General features: G+C 43.9%; 11 protein-coding genes and 1 pseudogene. 7 read left to right on the top strand and 5 right to left on the bottom strand.

Going from position 1 to position 21,925, the window contains the following annotated elements; translation table 11 throughout:
* Nucleotides 1-83 precede the first annotated feature (83 nt).
* Nucleotides 84-434, bottom strand: coding sequence for a DUF4156 domain-containing protein (locus Q4591_RS14375; RefSeq protein ID WP_303461601.1), 351 nt, complete (start codon nucleotides 432-434; stop codon nucleotides 84-86).
* Between the two features lie 216 nt (nucleotides 435-650).
* Between Q4591_RS14375 and Q4591_RS14370 the strand changes: the two genes are divergently transcribed.
* A complete protein-coding gene (locus tag Q4591_RS14370) occupies nucleotides 651-968 on the top strand; it encodes a GRAM domain-containing protein (protein WP_303461599.1) in 318 nt (105 codons plus the stop codon).
* A gap of 115 nt (nucleotides 969-1,083) precedes the next feature.
* On the opposite strand, the gene Q4591_RS14365 is transcribed toward Q4591_RS14370, so the two are convergent.
* The 3 genes from Q4591_RS14365 to Q4591_RS14355 all read right to left on the bottom strand — a co-directional run bounded on the left by Q4591_RS14365 (nucleotide 1,084) and on the right by Q4591_RS14355 (nucleotide 5,368).
* Nucleotides 1,084-2,010, bottom strand: a complete 927-nt coding sequence (locus Q4591_RS14365; protein ID WP_102436585.1) for a manganese-dependent inorganic pyrophosphatase — start codon at nucleotides 2,008-2,010, stop codon at nucleotides 1,084-1,086.
* A gap of 178 nt (nucleotides 2,011-2,188) precedes the next feature.
* On the bottom strand, nucleotides 2,189-4,540 hold the full coding sequence (locus Q4591_RS14360) for an aminotransferase class V-fold PLP-dependent enzyme (protein ID WP_303461597.1): 2,352 nt from the start codon (nucleotides 4,538-4,540) through the stop codon (nucleotides 2,189-2,191).
* A 366-nt stretch (nucleotides 4,541-4,906) separates the two neighbouring features.
* Nucleotides 4,907-5,368 (bottom strand): YhcH/YjgK/YiaL family protein, encoded by a 462-nt coding sequence (locus Q4591_RS14355; protein WP_102436589.1) that lies wholly within the window; start codon nucleotides 5,366-5,368, stop codon nucleotides 4,907-4,909.
* Nucleotides 5,369-5,526: 158 nt separating this feature from the next.
* Here Q4591_RS14355 and Q4591_RS14350 point away from each other — a divergent pair, with 158 nt between their 5' ends.
* The 6 genes and pseudogenes from Q4591_RS14350 to Q4591_RS14325 all read left to right on the top strand — a co-directional run bounded on the left by Q4591_RS14350 (nucleotide 5,527) and on the right by Q4591_RS14325 (nucleotide 11,947).
* The gene (locus tag Q4591_RS14350) at nucleotides 5,527-6,582 is read left to right on the top strand and encodes an alpha/beta hydrolase (RefSeq protein ID WP_102476536.1); all 1,056 of its coding nucleotides are present in this window, start codon (nucleotides 5,527-5,529) and stop codon (nucleotides 6,580-6,582) included.
* 338 nt (nucleotides 6,583-6,920) lie between these two features.
* Complete coding sequence (locus tag Q4591_RS14345) at nucleotides 6,921-7,535, top strand: LON peptidase substrate-binding domain-containing protein (RefSeq protein WP_303461594.1); 615 nt, start codon at nucleotides 6,921-6,923, stop codon at nucleotides 7,533-7,535.
* 177 nt (nucleotides 7,536-7,712) lie between these two features.
* Nucleotides 7,713-8,678, top strand: coding sequence for a pseudouridine synthase (locus Q4591_RS14340; protein WP_102476538.1), 966 nt, complete (start codon nucleotides 7,713-7,715; stop codon nucleotides 8,676-8,678).
* 120 nt (nucleotides 8,679-8,798) lie between these two features.
* Nucleotides 8,799-9,026: pseudogene (locus Q4591_RS14335) on the top strand (pseudouridine synthase); the annotation flags it as partial.
* A 74-nt stretch (nucleotides 9,027-9,100) separates the two neighbouring features.
* Nucleotides 9,101-10,606: an EAL domain-containing protein gene (locus tag Q4591_RS14330; RefSeq protein ID WP_303461592.1), complete on the top strand. Its 1,506-nt coding sequence runs from the start codon at nucleotides 9,101-9,103 to the stop codon at nucleotides 10,604-10,606.
* A gap of 351 nt (nucleotides 10,607-10,957) precedes the next feature.
* Nucleotides 10,958-11,947 carry a lipid A deacylase LpxR family protein gene (locus Q4591_RS14325; RefSeq protein ID WP_303461591.1) on the top strand — a complete coding sequence of 330 codons (990 nt, stop codon included), beginning with the start codon at nucleotides 10,958-10,960 and terminating at the stop codon, nucleotides 11,945-11,947.
* Between the two features lie 94 nt (nucleotides 11,948-12,041).
* Here the strand turns inward: Q4591_RS14325 and Q4591_RS14320 are convergent, their stop codons facing one another.
* Nucleotides 12,042-21,776 carry a VCBS domain-containing protein gene (locus Q4591_RS14320; protein ID WP_303461589.1) on the bottom strand — a complete coding sequence of 3,245 codons (9,735 nt, stop codon included), beginning with the start codon at nucleotides 21,774-21,776 and terminating at the stop codon, nucleotides 12,042-12,044.
* Nucleotides 21,777-21,925: the final 149 nt, after the last annotated feature.

The raw sequence follows: 21,925 nt of genomic DNA, 5'->3' as shown, positions 1-21,925 counted from the left end.
TGAGATAATTATTTAAGTAACAAGCTGCTTATATCGTTCATACTAGGGCTTTATTTAGCCCTGCAACAACGCCTGCTTAATATCTATCGTATGGATTCTGGGCAATCATAAGCATTGGCCATGATTGTCACAGAAGTGGCAAAGGCTTTAGGTTTGAACAAGTAAATCGTATTGGCATCAAGTTCTAGCGCATCATTTCGCAGTTGATTAATCGCGCCCTGAGTTAAATCCTTATTTGAAATAAATAAGTAATCGTACCAATGACCTTGAGAGCCAATAATGTTGCCTTTTAATAGGCAGAGGCTCATCTCACTTTGTCCCTCCCAAAGAACGGCGACACTTTCACTATTTTGATTGGCTGTACTGACACATGCTGTTAAGCCTAAGCAAGCGAGCAATGTGGCTAATGTGCTTAGTTTTTTTACTTGGTTCATTTCGCCCCTAATTAATTGTTCGTCATACCATATCTTTTACTATGACTATACTTACTGATGCGCACATTAAATTCAACTTACTGAGTTAGGGTCTACTATGCAATACGTATGGCAATAAGTACGGCAATAAGTACGGTGATTATAGAGAGAGTTGTTATAAATCGCTGATAGGGATTATTTGGCTGTTGCAACGCTGGCTAAAAATAGAGGATACATATGGGTACCATCAATTTAGCCAATGAAACCGTGATTAAGTCTACTTTTGCTACTGCGCAAAACGGTGCCTTTAGCGGTGATGGACAACTATATTTGACTGAAACACGGTTATGTTTTGAAGCCTTTAATAAAATCTTTGAAATGGGTCCTTATGAGATAGACCTTGAGGATATTGTTAGTGTTGAAAAATGTTGGGGGACCGGTGGTGGAGTGTTACCCCTTACCGCAGATGCGATTAAAGTGGAACTTAAAAACCATCAGTCCTATAAATTTATGGTGGCTGACTCTGCTGAATGGCTGGAGCGATTGAATCGTTAACTCATTACCTTAAGCTATGTGAGAGCCGCTTACTGATGAATTTAGGCTAATAAAAAGCTGAATCATTGATTCAGCTTTTTAGTTGGGCGACTCGCTATATTGCTAAAAACGCATATTAAGCGTTAGCAAATACATCTTGTAGCGATGGCACCACTTGCTTCTTACGGCTTAATACACCGTCTAGCCAGACTCGGCCTTCAACGGTTGCTTTACCGTAGGCTTTTTCAGTTAAGTCAGCGTCATCTGAAACCACTAACATTTCTGAGCCTTCTTTCATGATATCGGTTAGCAATAATAATACGCTGTGACGGTTACCTTCAGCTTTCAGCGCTGCGATATCAGCTTCTAAATCAGCTTTGATATCGTCAAATACTGATAAGTCGATAACTTCTAATTGACCGATACCGACTAGGTTACCGTTCATGTTGAAGTCTTTAAAATCACGCATGACTAAGTCACGTGCTGGCGTACCTTCAACAGCTGATTTAACTTTGAACATTTCCATGCCCACAGCTTTGAAGTCTTCAATACCGGCAATTTCAGCTAATGCTTCAACGCAGCGGATATCAGCAGTAGTACAGGTTGGAGATTTGAAAATCACAGTGTCACTTAAAATAGCGCACATCATGATGCCAGCAATGTTAGCTGGGATTTCTACTTGGTAGAAATCGTACATCATTTTAATCACTGTGTTACTACAACCTACTGGGCGGATCCAACACTCAAGCGGAGTAGAAGTGGTTAAGTCACCTAATTTATGGTGATCAACAATACCTACGATGGTTGCTTGGGCAATATCATCTGGTGCTTGAGTTAATTCAGAGTGATCAACGATATACACTTCTTCGCCAGCGTAGCTTGTTTTGTACTCTGGTGCTTCAAAACCAAATCTATCTAAGATATAGGCAGTCTCAGGTGAAAGTTCACCAAGACGGGCTGCAATAGCAGGCTCTTCAATTTGATTTTTTAAGTAAGCAAGTGCGATTGCACCGCAGATTGAATCTGAATCAGGGATCTTATGACCCACAACATACATTGCCATTTGGTACGCTCCTATAAATTTTCAGCGATTTTAACAAGAAATAACCGCCTGACCAATCTTTACCAATAAAAAAGCCCCAGAGAACGTCCTGAGGCGATTCAAATCAAGCAATATTCATCTTAAGTTGTCAGCTATTGACTAGTTATTTACTCAGTGGTCAATGCATTCACAATGGCTGTTAACTTAAAGCATAACCACCTTTAAGGTGGGCAATATTATCAAAGCCTAAACGCTGCATGGCTTGGGCGGCCACCATGGAGCGGCTACCACTGCGGCACACTAAAACCCACGGCTTGTGCTTTTGGTGTTGATGCTGCTGAATAAACTGCACTAAGCGGGTTAGTGGCACATTCTCAGTGGTGCTACTGGTGGGTTGCAGCGCGTATTCATGGGGCTCACGAATATCGATGACGCTAACTTGCTGTGCTGATAAAGCGCTGGTTAAGCTCTCTGTGTTGTATTCGGTAATATTCACTTTAGCTGCAGCGTTAGCTGGCAATGCGCCGCAAAGAATTTCACTGCCTGACTCATCACACAACTGACTATCAAGCTGGGCTTTTAGGCTTTCAAATTGGCTTTGGCTTAATTGGCCATTTAAGGTGTTGGCCAGCAGTGCATTACGGCTAGATTCAGCTGCTAATGAGGTCGTAAACTCATTGTTATAGTCATGGCTGGCACAAATCAGGGTGTTGTCACCGATAAGCTGATGCAGTCGCTTAAGGCTGGTAAACATGGCTTTAGCGCAGCTGCTGTCAAAGTTAGTTCTACCGAGACTGCCCATTAAAATCGTGTCGCCAGCAAAGGCAAAGCGGCATTGCTGGCTAAGTGGTTTAGAGCTTAATACTGCCTTAGGTAATTCATCAGTCGATTTATTAGGTAATTCATTAGAAAATGGGTCACATAACAGCAAGCTAATACTGTCGGCGGTATGGCCTGGGGTGGCAACTTTCAGCAGTGCTTGATTGCCAATAGTGATGTACTCAAACAACTCGCCCGCTTGGGTGACGTTGCTGCAGTTTTGCGGCCAGCCTAAATGATCGCTTAATTGATCCGGCAAATGTTTGTCGGCAAGGTATTGGCGACTAGAGACATGATCGGCATGACCATGGGTGTCGATCACCGCCACTAATTCAAGTTGCTGACACTGCAATAGGGTATCTAAGCGTTCATTTAGTTCTGGCAGTGGATCGATGATGATTGCTTGCTTACTTTGTTGATCGGCATAAATCCAACTACAGCTCGGGCCTGAGCGTAATTGAACCAAACCATTTAATGGCTGTTTATCGCTTATTTCACCACTGTCTAAAATCATACAGCTATGGGTTAATGCATTGGCGGCAGATTGAATTCTGATGCAGGCTTCATCCACCTGCGTTTGAGTCATGGCGGGGCCAAAAGACATTCTGATGGCTGACTCGCTTTGCCACTTGGGTAATCCCATGGCATCTAATACAAAGCTACGGGTGACTTTTGATGAACAAGCAGAGCCTGAACTGACGCGAATATTGGCGGCATCAAATAAATCCATAATCTCTTTGCTACTAAAGCCTGCAATAGCAAAGTTGATGGTTGTTGGCACGCTATTGCTAAAACTGTGGTTAAACACTACAGCAGGAAAAGCACTTTCAAGGGTATCAATTAATTGTTGTTGATAAGCCCTTAAGGTGTCGACATCGGCAAACTGGTTTGTACCCATCGATTGCGAGTTATTTAACAGCATATCGAAAATGACACTTATGGCTGCCATTCCCGGCAGGTTTTCAGTACCCGAGCGCAGGCCGCTTTCTTGGCCGCCGCCAGCAATAATCGGCGTAAATGGAGCACCTTCGCGGATGTAAACAAAGCCAATGCCTTTAGGGGCATACAGTTTATGGCCGCTAAAAGGCGCGTAATCGATACTGGTGTTGGCTAAGTTTAATGCCGTTTTACCCAGTGCTTGGACACAATCAACTAACCAATAAATATCAGGGTTAGCTTGGCGGATGATGCGATCAAGCTGAGTTAAGTCTTGGTAAACCCCGGTTTCATTGTTTACTGCCATGGTGCAAATCATTAATGCATTGGGCGCTTCTTTAGCAATAAAGTCCTGATCAAGTTTACCCATATGATCAACGGGGATCGCTTTAATTTCTGCGTTTATTTCAAGAATGGCATTCCAATGCTTTAAGGATTCTGGCACCGCTTTATGCTCAGTGGCGCCATATAACAAGCTGTATGTTTGATCTTGCTTGAGGCTAGTTTTAGCGGCAGCTTTAGCCGCGACTAAGGCGGAAATGATCGCGGTTTGAATCCCTTCTGTGGCGCCGCTGGTAAAAATTACGGTACCTGTGTCAGCGCCAATCACTTGTTTAGCTTTTACTCGAGTCTGCTCCATTAGGTTTTTGGCTTTAAGCCCACTGATATGGCTACTACTTGGGTTACCAAATAGGGTTTCCATTGTAGTTAATGCTGCCGTTGCAGCTTGGGGTAGCACAGGAGTTGTGGCATTAGCATCGAGATATATTTGGCTTAGTTCAGTGGCGCTTTTCATAGGGGTAAGACTCGCATGTTGACTAGTTGTTATATAGCTTTTAGTTATAACTAATTTCTTGTGGTTATATTAACAGCTTAATAACAACGATCAAGATCACATTTTTGCTTAGATTAAAAAATACAGCTATAAATTGTCATTTTAGTAAAGAGAGTTTTTAAATTGGTGTGGCGGCAACTTTGTATGGAACCAAAGGTCACTAGAGTGAACTAAGATTTGAAGTTGTTTTGTTATTGATTTTAAGAACGATAAAAAAAAGGAATAAGGCGGTTAGCGCTTATTCCCTTTTTATTTGTGATGAGCAGACTAGGCTTAAGTTTTGCTTCAGATTTTGAAGCAGACGTAAACTCAACAGCTGACTGAAACTCAAACTCTCACTTTGATGACTACTTTTCTGACATCTTTGGCTGTATCACTGGTGCCGGGCATATGCATATCTTCAGGGAAGAAAATCGCAAACATACCCGCCTTTAAGGGTATAAAAGCCGCATTAGCTTTATTGGCTTCATAATCGTACTTACTGTAATCATGCTCATTGTGATAAGGCGCTAACGGCGCTTGATCTGCAAGTGGTAAATAGCCAAATTCTTCTTCACCGCTAACCACAAATTGCACATCAATATAACGCTGATGACTTTCAAAAGACTCGGTGTGTTTCGGCTTAGTTTGGTAATCATTGACGATAGCAAATATATCTTTGCCTTCAATGGGGTAATTACCTAATTCATATTGGCTAAAATCAGTGGCTGCGAGGTGAGCAAGTGCAGTGGCTAATCTTGGGCTAATAGCATGATAAAGCTGATGATTTGCTAGGGTATCGACAATCATGATAAGTCTCTAAAAGTTAAGATAAGTCATTATCGCTTAATTTAGCATGCTGCACCATGACAGATATATTTATACAGGGCTGTGAAAATAATCAGCTTAGACAAAGCGGCGATCAGTTGGTTATGATGATAGTGCGGTTGACATGAATAGGATATCAAGTGGCAGCATTACGATTATTAGCAGGCAAAACGGCATTTGAACAAATTGAACAAAACGGCATACAGCAGTCGATGTTTACTCAATTGTTTGCAGCATCAGGTGGCCCCAAATGGATTGGCGTCGCAGGGCTCGATAAATACTTGTTCAGTGAGTTTTTTAGTGACAGGCAAGCACCACTTTATACCATGGGTGCTTCATCTGGAGCCTGGCGTTTAAGCTGTTTAGCGCAAAAGAATCCGTTAGAGGCCTATCATCGCTTTGAAGACTATTATATCGATCAGCGCTACGAGACTGTGCCTTCTCGTCAAGAGGTGACTGAGCAGGTAGAGCGAATTATTGCTGGCATATTAGGTGCTAATGGCGCCATGGATATAGTCAATAACCGTATTATTCAAAGTCATTTTGTGGTGTGTAAGGCCAAGCATTTAAATGCTGGGCGTTCCAAGGGAAAATTAGCAATGGGGCTGGCTGCTACTGCAGTGTCTAATGCTGTTAGCCGTCGCAGTTTAGCTTGGCACTTTGAAAGACTGGTATTTAGTCATCAGCAAGTTAAATCGCCTTTTTCACAATTATCCGATCTGCCCACCGAGCATGCTCAATTAACTCGCAGTAATATCAATCAAGTGCTGCTAGCCACTGGCTCTATTCCATTACTGCTCTCGCCAGTGACCCAAATCAATGGCGTTAGTGACGGTCATTATTACGATGGCGGCATTACTGATTATCACTTTGATATGCCTTTACCTGCCGCAGAAGGCTTAAGTTTATATCCGCACTTTTATCCTTACATGAGCCCTGGCTGGTTCGATAAATCACTAAAATGGCGCCGTGCTAAAAAGCATTATCATAATGCGCTGATCCTGGCGCCGACCCCAGAGTTTATTGCTTCTTTGCCTTACCAGAAAATTCCTGATCGTGAAGACTTTAAAAAGCTTGATAGCGACAGTCGTATCGCTTATTGGCGCGAGTCAGTTAAGCGCAGTGAGCAACTGGCGATTGAGTTTGCCGGCATCATTGAAAACCAGTCGGTGATGAGTCATTTAGAGCGGCTTTAAGCTGCTTTATTGATTGTTTTTAACCTCCTATTTAAGGGTTATCTTAAGCGCTATCTGATCGCTTTTTGAAACTATTTCGTAAAACACCCTGTCTAATAATTAATCGCTTAAGTCTGCGTTATTTGTTAATTACAGCTATCATTAAAAAGAATGATAAGCGGATGGTGACTAGCAAATAAACTATCAAGCACTAAACTTAATTTGCTCATATCTGTGACAACTAGTTGATTATATAGGCTGAAGCGAGCTAGTTGTCATCGGCGATATAAATATGCTGCGCCTTGTGGTGTAAGCCCTAAATGAATATTTATCAGCATTTCTATGGTCTGGAGGCTGCTATGAAAACATTAGAAATGGCCTTGGTTATTCAAGAGGCGGTTATTCTTCCTGGCGGCCGCCAAGAGATCAGAGTGGTATCGCCAAATCAGCTGTTAATGGTTGCTAGTGTGCTGAAAGGAGACTACCGCTTAGCCTTAGCTGCGAGCAAAAGTAGCGGTAAAAGTAGCGGTAAAAGTAGTGGTAAAGTTAATAGCAGTCCGCCATGTTATAGCACAGCAACAGAGTGTGAGATTATCGACTTTCATCAACTCGACGATGACTCATTAAGTATTGTGATTGAAGGTCGCCAAAGGGTAAAAATTCTGTCTGCGGCGCAACTAAGGGATGGAAGTTGGATTGCGCGCACATTAGCCTGTCAAAATTGGCAAGATGAACCCATAGGCGAAAAGTTTGAAATTATTAGTGCCGCTTTAGAGCAATTTTATGAAGTAAACCCAGATTTATTGGAATTATATAATCAGGTGCATTTAGAAGATGCCACCTGGGTGAGCCAGCGTTGGTTAGAAGTGTTACCTATGTATAACAAGGATAAATTACAGCTTGTTGAGCAACCTAATTGCCACAAGACTATGGCTTTTGTGCTGCAGCTATTAAAGTCCCATGTAGATGCCTAAGTTACCGCTTTACAGCAATGACGAGCAAGTCGCTGTGATTGCATTTAACTCGCCAAGTTTGGGTTAACTGTGCTGGATTTTACTTCAAGTGGCTCGTTAACAGGAAAGCTTAGGTTCATTTATATTACTCATGTCCGTTATACTGACGGGATATGTAAGTCACTAATCATTGTAACTATGTCTTCTGATACCTCAGCTAGAGCTGCACAACCTTCTTATGTGGTGTTACCACAACTGACTCATCCTTCGAAAAATGCAGCAGCAAGTTCAACAGCGCCAAAAACCGTGGTGGAATTTTTAGTGTCGCATTTTGCGCAAATCCCACCGCAGGTGTGGTTAAAGCGGATTGAGGACGGCAAAGTGCATTGGGCCGATGGCAGCTTAATTACTGTCGATACTGTCTATAGACCTGCAACAAGGGTGTATTACTACCGCGAAGTTGAGGCTGAAACTAAGATCCCTTTTGTGCAGAAAATTTTGCATCAAGATGAGCATTGTATGCTGGTGTTTAAACCACACTTTTTGCCAGTAACCCCCAGCGGAAACTTTGTTAATGAATGCTTAATCCATAGGCTAAGGATTGCCACCGGCATTGACACTATAACTCCTGCCCACCGCCTTGATAGGCCAACTGCAGGCGTCATGCTAATGACAGTTAACCCTGAGTCTAGGCATGCGTATCATGCTCTTTTTAGTGATGGCAAAATTACAAAGCAATATCAAGCGATTGCTAAGTTAACAGCGGCACTATTGGCACAATCCCAAGCGGGTGAATTAACCTTGCCAATACACTGGACGGTTAAAAATAGGATGGTGCGCTCAACCCCAAGCTTTTTAATGAAAGTGACCGAAGGTGAGCCCAATACCCATTCTGAAATTAGCCTTATTGCCATAAAAGGCGATAAAGGTTTATTTGAGCTGAGCCCGATCACCGGGAAAATGCATCAACTTAGGGTACACATGATGTCGTTGGGAATGCCGTTAGAAAACGATACTAATTATCCTACTTTAGCGCCAAAGAGTGCCGATGATTTTTCAAAACCGTTACGGTTAATTGCTAAATCACTGCAGTTTATTGACCCGATTAGCCATATTGAGCGTCAGCTGAGCTGCGAAGGCTATGAAGCTGAATTTGATCTTTAACTTGCTTGATTAAATGCTATATCAGCATGAGTCACGCGCAGCGATAACTGTTTAGTGCGCTGAATATATGAATTTTATGAGCTGTGACGAACGACTGTCGACCAATGACTCACTATTAGTGGTTTGTTTGAGCTTAGTCCGATTACAGGTAAAACTCATCAATTAAGAGTGCATATGCAAAGCATTGGTATGCCATTGCTTAACGACAGGTTTTACCCTGTGCTACAACCGAAAGGACCTGATAACTTTGCTAATCCACTAAAGTTATTGGCACAACGATTACAGTTTATTGATCCTATTACACAGCAAAATAATGATTGGCGCTGTGATGAATTAAATTTCAATTAATATAGATATTTACACTACCGTAACAAACTCAGTCAGGTTATATTGTGACTAATTTATAGGATTTAGGTGCTGTCATGGAACGAATCACATATTGCCTGATTTTTTTAGTTGCATTACTTATCAGTGTTGGTTTACTGCGTGGTGTCGATCATTTATTGGCCAAGCAAGTCATTGCCCGTGACGCAGCAATTTTAACGGATAAGTTTGAGCACTTAATTAAAACCAGTGCGGCAGAATTAAATGAATTACCCGAAATCACTTTTGATTCGTTTGTGTGTAGCACTGAGGTAGAGGCGCAGTTAAAGCGCGCAGTATTTGATGCAAGCTTTATTCGTTGGATTGGCGTAACGAAAGGGCTAAATATATATTGTGAATCTAACGAGATTATTCGAGAACTTCACGATGTGAAACATCATCAAATTAGTGAAACCTATAGTTTAGGGATACTAGAGTCTGAAAGTGATCAGCATCTGGAATTAGTGCTTATTCGCAATATGGGGGATATTTTTTACGCCGCGAGCATACTCCCGTTAGAGCCGAGTTATTTTGTTCCGATGAGCTGCGAGAAATGTTTAGAATATCGATTATCGTTCGATTCGAGTCCTTTTTTAACATTTGGTTATGAAAGCTTTGATGGTGATTATTACGTGAGTGAGGCGGTTAACTTAACCACCGACTATTTTGACGCAACCTTTGAATTATCAGGTAATCGTGAGTTTTATGAGCAATATACCTACTTTTCTTGGTGGATTGTTTTAATCATTGCCAGCATTTTGGCTGCTTGGGTCACGTATATCGCCCGTTTATGGTTTAACCATAGTCAATCTGTTCATAGCCAAATTATTCAAGGGATTAAGCGGTCTGAGTTTATTCCTTTTTATCAGCCTATTGTCGATTCTCGCAGTCAAAAAGTCATTGGCGCAGAAGTGCTCATGCGTTGGCAACGGCAAGATGGCAGTTTAATGCCACCGAATCAGTTTATTCCTTACGCAGAAGCCAATGGCTTAATTGTTGATATGACCAAGGTATTGTTGGCGCATGTTTTTAATGATGTTAAGCAACTTGCGGTTACACGAGAACCATTATTTTTTAGCGTTAATATTGTGCCAGAACATTTAGATAATGATGATTTGTATCAATTGCTAAAAGGCGTTGTTGAATCAGGCGAGTTGAAACAACATCGCATTTCATTAGAAATCACTGAGCGTCATCCTATTAGTGACTTAGTTGCTGCGCGTAAAATGTTAGATAAGTTTTATGCTATCGGCATAGATTTAAAATTAGATGATGCCGGCACTGGTTATGGTGGTTTTAGCTATGTGCAAAATTTAGGCATTAGTACCCTCAAAATTGACAAAATGTTTGTTGATACTATCGGTCATCAAGATAACTTTAATGCGAAAACCATTGAAGCTATTATTTCATTTGCGCAAAAATCCAATTTAAACATCATTGCAGAAGGTGTAGAAAGCCATGAGCAAGTGGCTTATTTAAGTGAGCATGGTGTTTACTCTATTCAAGGCTATGTGTTCTCTAAACCTTTATCATTTGATGATTTTTGTGCTGGTTACAGCCATTAACAGTGAATGATATTAGCGACCAGTGCTTATTTTAACGTATGTAGCCGCGAGTGAATCGCGGCTTTTTATTGTCAGTAATTTAATGGTTACATCTGGTAATGTTTGACGTTTTATTGTGCTAAATGAAATGTAAATTGCATAAATATGGCTTAAATTGGAATGCTTTGTAGAGCGGGCTGACTATAAAAGCCGTTGCCGAGGCTGTTTAATTAATGATCATTGAGTGGGGAGGCTAAAGAGGTAAACTAAAATCGCTTACTCATTTTAATGACAGTAATGTTTAGATTTTGGTGATAACTTTACGTTGTCGAGCTAACGTAGTGAACTGACGTATTTGATAAGGGGGGGATATTGAGCAGAAAAAGCCTAAATGCGGCAGGTGTATTGCTGTTATCAGCGAGTTTAGCGCCGATTAGCGTAACAGCAGATCAAATTTATTTTAGCTTCGATAATGATATCGTTACCGGCTCAGATGGTGATTACTCCAATGGTTTTGTCATAGGTTGGCATGCAAAGCCAGAACACAATTTTTCAGCGGCAGCATCGGTCTTTCAATGGCAGTCTGCACTTTTATTCCCCCAACAAACACAGCAAGCACACCGTGGGGCTCAGTTATATAGCCGAATGTGGACCCCAATTGAAATCGCCTATGACTATCCACAATCAGAAGAAAGACCTTATGCAGGTCTATTGGAGTTAGAAAGCTATATCGGTGTGTTTAGCCCATCACTGGCACAAAAAAATTGGTTGTCTGTTGGTGTTATGGGACCTGCGTCAGGGGCTGAAATGCTGCAATCAGTGGTGCATAAAATTACCTCATCAACTAAACCGGGTGGCTGGGATTATCAAATAGAGAATCAGCTGACATTTCAACTTGCCTATGAAGTCGAAGCTTTACTCACTCGTCAGCAAGCATTTGAAAATAGTCAGTGGGATTTAAGCGCATTTAATCATTCGATGGCTGGGAATTTTCGTTCTCAATCGAGTGTCGGTCTCACCTTGCGTTGGGGTGATGACTTAGACCAAACCTTTGGCCAACTTTCAAGTCAGGCTGGTCACTTAGGAAATTATACTCATTCCGCTAACTCTGATGGTAGCTGGACGGCTTATGCAAGGGTGCAGGCTGGATATCGGTTTAATGATTTAACCATTGATGGTGATTTACCCTATGACTCATCGCTTGAAATCAAGCATGAACAAGCGCAAGCAAGTTTAGGGGTGATATGGGCATTTCCCACATGGTCTGTGAGTTGGAGCTTTGATTTTTATAGCAAAGAATATCAATCAGATGTCGATGACTGGCATGGCTATGGGGTGATTAGTTACACTAAAGTGCTTTAATTCTGGTTATAAAAAACGATGTTTAAAAGGCGCACCATGATTCATCATGGTGCGCCTTTTCAGTCTATTACAGAGTTATTATGACTAAAGTTTTTTAGACCTGATTGTGCATGTCATTTAATGCTTGATGTAGCAAATCATCGTCATTAGCCTGATTAGTATCACTTTGATCAGGTTGGTCATTTAAATCTGCCAATAACTCATCTTTATGCTGCTGATGGTTATCATCATCTAACGGGTTTTCAAAAGCGTCGACCTGATTGGCATCTAACATATCGGCATCAGGTGCCGCTAGTGTTTCCGCCACATTAGCTAAATCATTCACTACTGTTGCTTGTGGAGTTGGATTCATATCAGCATGACTAACGCCTACCATCTGTAGATAGTGATCAATAGGAGAACTCGCCCCGGACTGGTTAAGTGAATGAGCACCTTCGGGATGCTCGGGGCTGCTTTCATCATCAGCGCCAATATGCGCTAGCACCTCATCAAATGAAGGTTCATCTTCAGTGATGCTTGCGCTAAAAGTCATTATGTCGTCAGGTACGTCGTTCATGTCCGCTGCAGGTGGCGGAGCGGCAGATGTATCGGGTGTGATTGTCATGCCAACAAGGTGAGTAGAGGTTTGGTTATGACCACTGTGGCCATGAACATAAGTCACATCTACATTCACTTTGACATCAACATTGGACGCATGTGCATCATGATACACAACTTGAAATACGTCATGATGTTCTTCTGAAGTGGTTTGCCCTGCCCAATGGCTGCCACCTGTCGCCTTATTACCGGCAGTCGGAGCTTGCCTATAAACATAGTCCACGTGGCCAGTTACGGGATCGATGCTTAAGGTACCGTATTGGCCTTGCAAACTGGTTGAAGTATGACCGTGGCCATCAGTGATTGCCCACCCAGCGCCAGATAAACTAGGGCTGAGCTGTTGTATTATTGGAGGTGCAACCAGATCGCCTGAGATATGTGAGCCAATGCTACCACTACCTGTTGGTGTGGGGGGGGTCTTAAAGCTCAAAGTGGGTACAGGGTTAGCGCTATCGCTAATAAACAGAGGGCTGTGTATTGATGCTAAATTACCCGCTAAATCTTGAACAGATGCGGTGACATCAACCGTTCCCCCTGGCAGCGCCTGAACCTCCGCTGCGGTTAATGAAGTGTGCCAAGCGCCTTGAGTTACCACGGCTTGATGCTGCTGACCCGCAATCGTTACTGTAACCGTTTGCCCATCTTCAACGCCAGATACTGTACCGGTTATATCAACCGCTTGCTGGTGTTCGCTGGCTTCAATGATATTGTCGCTAGTGATTGGGTTAACCCTAATGGCCGCGTTAGTATCGGTGCTGTAGTGATGATTATCCGTCGCAGTAGCGTTGTTTCCTGCTGTATCCGTTATGGTGACTGATGCGCTAATGTTGGTGTGGCTGCTCAGTTGATTGGCTGGGATGTCGATTGAGAATCTATGTTGTGCATCCACGGCGCCAGTGTAAGTGTGTGTGCCTAGTGTAAGGGTGATATTGTCGCCAACGCTGACTTCACTCCCCACAGTACCAGTGACTGGCACGCTGCCACTGAGCTCGGCCTGATTGAGCACGTCATCAGCAGTGATAGGGTCAAGGCTAATGTGTGGCGCTGCTACATTAGTGTCTAGCGTAAAATCAATACTGGTGGCTTTTGATGTGTGCCCAGCGTTGTCAGTTTGCCTTACCTGTAGCTGATTAAGTCCCTCGACAGGAGTAAATTGGCTGCTCCAATGGGCACCACCATCTGTGGAATACTCCACCTGCATTCCAGCGGTTTGACCTGAGATGCTAAGCGCCCCATCTTGAGTGATCAAGTCTGTGGCCGAGCTGCCGGTATCATGGGCCAGCGAGACTGCTAATGGCGCAATAATGATCGGGGCTTGATAAGGGTCTATATGAATAGTTAAGTTGTTCTGACTATTGTCTGCATAATCACCATTCGTGTCTGTGACGCGGTAGATAAGATTAGGCACTTGCCCGCTAAATTGACTGTTTGGGGTAAAGGTGTAGTCGCCGTTGGCTGAAATTGCGATAACCCCAACACCAGTAATGTTATGAGTTTGCCCAGCTTGAACCGTTACATAGTGATGCGTTACTGGGTCTTGAAATTGCACATCATCAAGCACTAACTGTGCGCCATCATCAACATCCGTAGCCCCCTGCAGTAAGTTGCCTGTAACGGGGCCGTTATTCTGCTGAGAATGTGGGTTAAAACTGTGGATGATTGGACGATCACTGGTGCCTGTGACGACGACTTGAGCTTGCTGCTGCGATGTCTGCACATTGCTACCAGCTCCTTGTTGTAGCTCATACTTAATGTCAACTTTTAAGGCGATGCCGTTGGCCAAATGGTTGTAGCTATTGTGCGCCGGATCGACCTGTAATGTATGGCCGTCGCCGGCTAGCATAAAGCCAACGGGTACCTGATTAGTGTAATGAACACCGTCGGTCGAAAATTGCATGTGGCTTACAGTGCCACTGCTCAGTCCACCGAGTAAATCGAGAGATTTAACCGCGCCACCTTCATTAACGCTCACGCTTGGCGTGTCATCATGGCCATGAATTTGCACATTGATGGTGTGGCTAGCAGTGCCGTCCGGTGAGGTAAGGGTAAAGCTTTCGGTCACAACTTGCCCGGCAACCAAACCATTAGTGGTAGCGAGTGAATTGTCTAAGGTATAAGACCAATTGCCTTGCTGATCCATTGACAGATAACCATACTGCCCCGCTAACTGGCTGATTGTGGCAAACTGATTTTCGCCACTGTCGACATCTGTCAGTGTTAACTGCCCCGTCAGACGACTCGTTGCACCATCTTCGAAGATATCGACGTTCGATGATGCTTGTGACTGGCCATTGATCAGGGCTGCATCGTTCACCGCTGCGAGCGTGGTGCTAGCAGCTGTATGGGTCACACCACCGTGGGCATCCTTAACGTCATAGCTAAAATGGACATCGCCGTTATAGTCTTTTTCTGGGGTAAAGGTGAAGGTGCCATCGGCATTTAACGCAATAGCGCCATGATCAGCCTGTAGGTTTTCAATGGATAATTTGCCAATATCGTTGTCATCGATATCAGTTGTGTTAGCCAGTAGCTGTGCTGGGGTGAGGACTATCTGGGTATCTTCTAAGCCATTCGCTAAACGTACTTCAGCTGATGCAACTGGGGCATCATTGGTGCCATGAACGGTCACTGTGATATCTTTTTTAGCACTGCCATCAATAGATTCAACGGTAAAGGTTTGCTGGAAGCTTTCCCCTGCGCCTAAATGTTGGACTTTATCATTGTCAATATCGTATGACCAATGGCCCTTTGCGTTGATATTGAACCGACCACCTTCGGCGGTGGTGATGGTTTGTGCAATAAAACCGGCTTGGTCGTGATCCGGGTCAATCACGTGTAACGTGCCGCCACTGCTGAGCTGATTAGTGGTATTGCCAAAGGAAGTGTGATCTTCGTAAACATGATTATTGAGGCTGGAGTAGGGCGTTACTTCAATTTTTGCTTGGTTATCTTCACCGGTCACCTTCACCATAATGGTGAGCTTTTGACCATCATTGGTTTCGATTTCGTAGGGGAGCTCCATCGACTCGCCAGCATGTAGGCTACCAATGAGATCGTCCGCATGACGATTGGTAACAGCTTCTAATCTGAATTGATAAGTGCCATTAGGCCAAACATCAAGGTGACCAGGCTCAAACCCTTGGCCTAAATACTTCCCGCTAAAAACAAACTGAGTGTTATCACCACTATCAGGGTCAATTAGCTGAAGCTGGCCTCTATAGAATTTAAATTCACTATCCAGCGCTTGTGTTTCAGTGAGCTGAATGACATTAGAAACCAGTGTGGCTTTATCATCTGTTCCGGCAATCGTAAGCGTGGCGGTTTGTTGCGTACTTCCACCATGGCCATCTTCTACTTGATAAGTGATAGCGATTTGTTGCGACTGACCATTGGCCAAATGGTTAAATGCGGGATTGGTGGCATCAACAATTAATGTATGACCATCAGTATCTAAGGTAATGCCCGTTGGAAGTTGGCCCGACTGAGGTTGACCATCGATGGCATATTCAAGGTGGCTGATGGTTAAAGCGTCGCCGTCTTTGTCTGTGGCACTTACTAGCAGATTGAGGGTGTGATGATTATCGGCCCCCTCACTGACACTGTCTGTTAAAGGCGTCACATCAGGGTTATCGTTAACTGCAGCTAAGTTGGTGGTTGCGCCGGTGTGGGTCACACCACCGTGTGCATCCTTAACGTCATAGCTAAAATGCACATCGCCGTTATAGTCTTTTTCTGGGCTAAAGGTGAAGGTGCCATCGGCATTAATTAATATCGAACCATGGTCGGCGTGTAGGTTTTCAATGGTTAGTTTACCGGCGTCATTGGCATCCACATCGACTGTATTCGCTAATAGTTGCGCGGTGGTTAAGGTTTGGCGTGTATCTTCGCTGCCACTTTGTAGCACCACTTCAGATGAACAGTAAGGTCTGTCGTTACTGCCGTGAATGGTGATGACAATATCGTGTGTTGTACCATCTTTTGAATGGACTGTAATCGTATCGGTTAAGCTTTGTCCTTCACCAAGCTGGTCAATTGCAGTGCCACGCGTTGTGGGCCTAGCACCTATACCTGATAGATGCCCAGCATCGGCATGGTAATGCCAGGTGCCATCGGTGAGTAAGATTAGATCGCCATAGGTGCCGTGATAGTCGTAACCATTGCTGCCTTGGCGTTCAAATCCTGACTCGCCTACATCGGGGTCTGTAATGGTCAGCTTGCCATCCGCATAGAGTGTTGTATTGCCAAGTGTGGCTATGCCTGAGTGAGCATAGTCAGGTGACATGTCGACACCCGCGCTGCTTTCGGTTATTGAACCAGTATCAACGCCAGCGATTTGGGCAGCATCACCCACTGCCGCGAGCGTGGTTGACGCACCAGTATGGGTTACGCCGCCGTGGGCATCTTTGACATCATAGGTAAAGTGAACCTGACCGTTGTAGTCTTTTTCTGGTGTAAAGGTAAAAGTGCCATCGGCATTGTTCAAAATGGAGCCATGATCGGCATGCAGATTTTCAATAGCCAGTAATCCGGCATCATTTTTATCGACATCGACGGTATTAGTAAGCAGTTGTGCGGTAGTCAGGGTTTGGCGGGTATCTTCGCTGCCACTTTGTAGCACCACCTCAGATGAACAATAGGGCTTGTCGTTACTGCCGTGAATGGTGATAACGATGTCGTGTGTTGTACCATCTTTTGAGTGAACCGTAATAGTATCGGTTAGGCTTTGGCCTTCGCCGAGTTGGTCAATTGCAGTGCCACGCGTTGTGGGTCTAGCACCTATACCTGATAGATGCCCAGCATCGGCATGGTAATGCCAGGTGCCATCGGTGAGTAAGATTAGGTCGCCATAGGTGCCGTGGTAGTCGTAACCATTGCTACCTTGGCGTTCAAAACCTGATTCACCGACATCCGGATCGGTTATTGTTAGTTTGCCATCGGCATACAGCGTTTTATTGCCAAGTGTGGCTATGCCTGGTTGAGCATAGTCAGGTGACATGTCGACACCCGCGCTGCTTTCGGTTATTGAACCAGTATCAACGCCAGTGATAATTGCAGCATCGCCAACCGCCGAGAGCGTCGTTGATGCGCCAGTGTGGGTCACACCACCGTGGGCATCTTTGACGTCATAGCTAAAATGGACATCGCCGTTATAGTCTTTTTCTGGACTAAAGGTGAAGGTGCCATCGCCATTGTTTAGAATGGAACCATGGTTGGCGTGTAGGTTTTCAATGGTTAGTTTACCGGCATCGTTTTTATCGACGTCCACGGTATTGGCAAGTAGTTGTGCTGTCGTCAGAGTTTGGCGGGTATCTTCGCTGCCACTTTGTAGTACGACCTCGGATGAGCAATAGGGGCGGTCATTATCACCATGAATGGTAATAACAATGTCGTGGGAAGTACCATCTTTTGATTGGATAGTGATTGTATCAGTTAATGTTTGTCCTTCTCCGAGTTTATCTATAGTAGAGCCAATAGTTGTTTTTCTATTGCCGACCCAATCTACGCTGCCAACCGTCACGTCATAATGCCAAGTTCCATCACTGTTTAACAATAAATGTCCATATTGTCCGTGGTATGAATTGTTCCAAGCACCGCCTTTAGAGTCAAACTGTGATTCACCAGTATCAGGGTCAACAATATCTAACTTGCCATCAGCGGTTAATGCAGCTTGTCCAAGTTTAGCCATACCAGGTTGTGCATAATCTGGTGACATATCGCCAAAACTGCCATGACCTTCATCAACGTCACCTGTTGAAATTCCAGTAATAACAGCTTTATCGTCAGTGCCATTGATGGTGACTGTGATCTGTTGCTCGGTGCCATCTATAGAATGAACGACTAAGGTATCAGTTACCGTTTCACCTGTTTTTAAACTTTGAATAGATGGTTGTGAATTATCAGCCGTATAAGTCCAGTGACCTAATTCATTTAACGCCAGTGAGCCAAATTGTCCTTGTTGTACTGTGGCTTGGAATTGATTTTGACCATTATCAACATCAGTAACGGTTAATGCGCCATCAACATGCAGTTGTCCTTGATGGACGTCTTTGTCTTCGGTTAATTGTGCTGAACTTGTACCGCCAATCACCGCTTTATCATCAGTGCCGTTAATGGTCACAGTGATTTTTTGCTCTGTGCCATCAACACTATGAACAACTAGCGTATCGGTGAGCGACTCGCCAGTTTTCAGACCTTGAATCGCTGGCTGAGAATTATCAGCAGTGTAAGTCCAATAACCTAATTCATTTAAAGAAAGCGCACCAAATTGACCTTGTTGCACAGTGGCCTGGAATTGGTTTTGTCCTGTATCGACATCAGTAACAGTGAGGGCACCATCGACATGAAGTTGTCCTTGATGGACGTCTTTGTCTTCGGTTAATTGTGCGGTACTTGTTCCTGCAACCACGGCTTTATCATCAGTGCCATTAATGGTGACGGTAACTTTCTGCTCAGTGCCATCGACTGAATGAACTAATACTGTATCGGTAACGGTTCCACCCGTTTTAAGACCTTGAATACTCGGCTGCGAGTTATCGGCGGTATAGGTCCAGTGACCTAATTCATTGATTGATAGAGTACCAAACTGACCTTGTAGTGAGGTGGCTTGGAATTGGTTTTGTCCTGAATCGACATCAGTAACGGTTAACGTCCCGTCAACGCGGAGTTGTCCACCGTGAACGTCTTTATCTTCAGTTAGCTGTGCTGTTGAAGTACCCGCAATCACCGCTTTATCATCTGTGCCGTTAATGGTGACAGTGATTTTTTTCTCAGTGCCGTCAACCGAGTGAACTAATACTGTATCAGTAACTGACTCACCTGTTTTTAAACCTTGAATGGCTGTCTGAGAGTTATCGGCGGTATAGGTCCAGTGACCTAATTCATTGATTGATAGAGTGCCAAACTGACCTTGTAATGAGGTGGCTTGAAATTGATTTTGACCGTTGTCGACATCAGTAACAGTGAGGGTACCATCTACTCGAAGCTGCCCTTGATGAACATCTTTATCTTCAGTTAATTGTGCTGTTGAAGCACCCGCAATCACCGCTTTATCATCCGTGCCATTTATTTTAACGCTAATAGTTTGCTCGGTACCATCAACAGAGTGAACGATTAAGGTATCTGTAACAGATTCACCGGTTTTTAAACTTTGAATAGATGGCTGTGAATTATCAGCCGTGTAAGTCCAATGACCTAATTCATTTAAACTCAAAGAGCCAAATTGACCTTGTTGAGTTGTCGCCTGAAATTGGTTTTGTCCTGCATCAACATCAGTAACTGTTAACGCACCATCAACATGAAGCTGTCCTTGATGAACATCTTTATCTTCAGTTAATTGTGCTGTTGAAGCACCCGCAATCACCGCTTTATCATCCGTGCCGTTAATGGTCACAGTGATTTTTTGCTCAGTGCCGTCAACGCTATGAACTAACACTGTATCGGTAACTGACTCACCGGTTTTAAGGCCTTGAATGTTCGGCTGCGAGTTATCGGCGGTATAGGTCCAGTGACCTAATTCATTGATTGATAGAGTGCCGAATTGACCTTGTAGTGAGGTGGCTTGGAATTGATTTTGACCATTATCCACATCAGTAACAGTGAGGGCGCCGTCAACGCGAAGTTGCCCACCGTGAACGTCTTTATCTTCAGTTAAGCTGGCGGTTGAGATACCCGCAATCACCGCTTTATCATCCGTGCCGTTAATGGTCACAGTGATTTTTTGCTCAGTGCCATCAACGCTATGAATTAACACTGTATCAGTAACTGACTCACCTGTTTTAAGGCCTTGAATCGCTGTCTGAGAATTGTCAGCGGTGTAGGTCCAGTGACCTAATTCATTGATTGATAGAGTACCAAACTGACCTTGTAGTGAGGTGGCTTGAAATTGATTTTGACCATTATCCACATCAGTAACAGTGAGGGCGCCGTCAACGCGAAGTTGCCCACCGTGAACGTCTTTATCTTCAGTTAAGCTGGCGGTTGAGATACCCGCAATCACCGCTTTATCATCCGTGCCGTTAATGGTCACAGTGATTTTTTGCTCAGTGCCGTCAACGCTATGAACTAACACTGTATCAGTAACTGACTCACCGGTTTTTAAACCCTGAATGGCGGTTTGTGAGTTATCAGCTGTATAGATCCAGTGACCTAATTCATTGATTGATAGAGTACCAAACTGACCTTGTAGTGAGGTGGCTTGAAATTGATTTTGACCATTATCCACATCAGTAACAGTGAGGGCGCCGTCAACGCGGAGTTGTCCACCGTGAACATCTTTATCTTCGGTTAACTGTGCGGTACTTGTTCCTGCAACCACGGCTTTATCATCAGTGCCATTAATGGTGACAGTGACTTTCTGCTCAGTGCCATCGACTGAATGAACTATGAGAGTATCCGTTAATGATTCGCCTGTTTTCAGGCCTTGAATGTTCGGCTGCGAGTTATCAGCGGTGTAAGTCCAGTGACCTAACTCATTGATTGATAGAGTACCAAACTGACCTTGTAGTGAGGTGGCTTGGAATTGATTTTGACCATTATCCACATCAGTAACAGTGAGGGCGCCATCGACATGCAGTTGTCCTTGATGGACGTCTTTATCTTCGGTTAGATTAGCCGATGAAACGCCACCAATTTGAGCGGTTTCATTGCTACCGTTAATACTAATGGTAACTTGTTTGGATACAGGGGTGCCTGAGCTATCAGTTGCTGTGACTGTGAAAGTTTCAACTGCTACTTCTCCCTGATGTAGGGCTAAAGTCGTTGCTGAATGATTATCTAGAACGTATTGCCATTCTCCAGATTTTGAATCAATGACGAGCTGGCCAAATTGACCTATTCCATTTGAGGCCGACCAAGTGATGCTATCGCCATTATCTGGGTCGGTAGCTATGAGGTTGCCTGAAACGGTATCAATTGAACCTAACTCATTGAGACTAGCATGATGTATACCTGAAATTTGCGGTAAATCGTTACTACCTTCAACCTCTACAGCAATGACCGAGCTCACTTTATTGCCTTGGCTGTCCGTTGCCGAAATGACAAATTGTTCTGTTTGATGAGTCCCTTCAGATAATGCATTTGTTTGCTGGTTATTATTATCAAGTTGGTAATGCCATTCGCCAGTTAACTGGTTTAACGTTAACTCACCATATTTACCTTGAGCATTGTCTGTACTCCACAACACTTGGTTAGCATCAGTGCCTGTAGCTTGCATTACGCCACTCGCAGTATTCACTGCATTATCTTCTTTTAATTGTGGTGCTGATTGTTGACTTGCTATTTCTATTGGGGTTTCATTCGTGCCAGTGCCAGTGCCAGTGCCAGTGACATGGAGCGTAAGATAGACACGCCGCGATCCATTCCCGAGGAGAGGGCCTAAGACAA

Source organism: Shewanella sp. 3_MG-2023, assembly GCF_030548765.1.
GTDB lineage: Bacteria > Pseudomonadota > Gammaproteobacteria > Enterobacterales > Shewanellaceae > Shewanella.
This window is presented reverse-complemented; position numbering and strand designations above follow the sequence as displayed.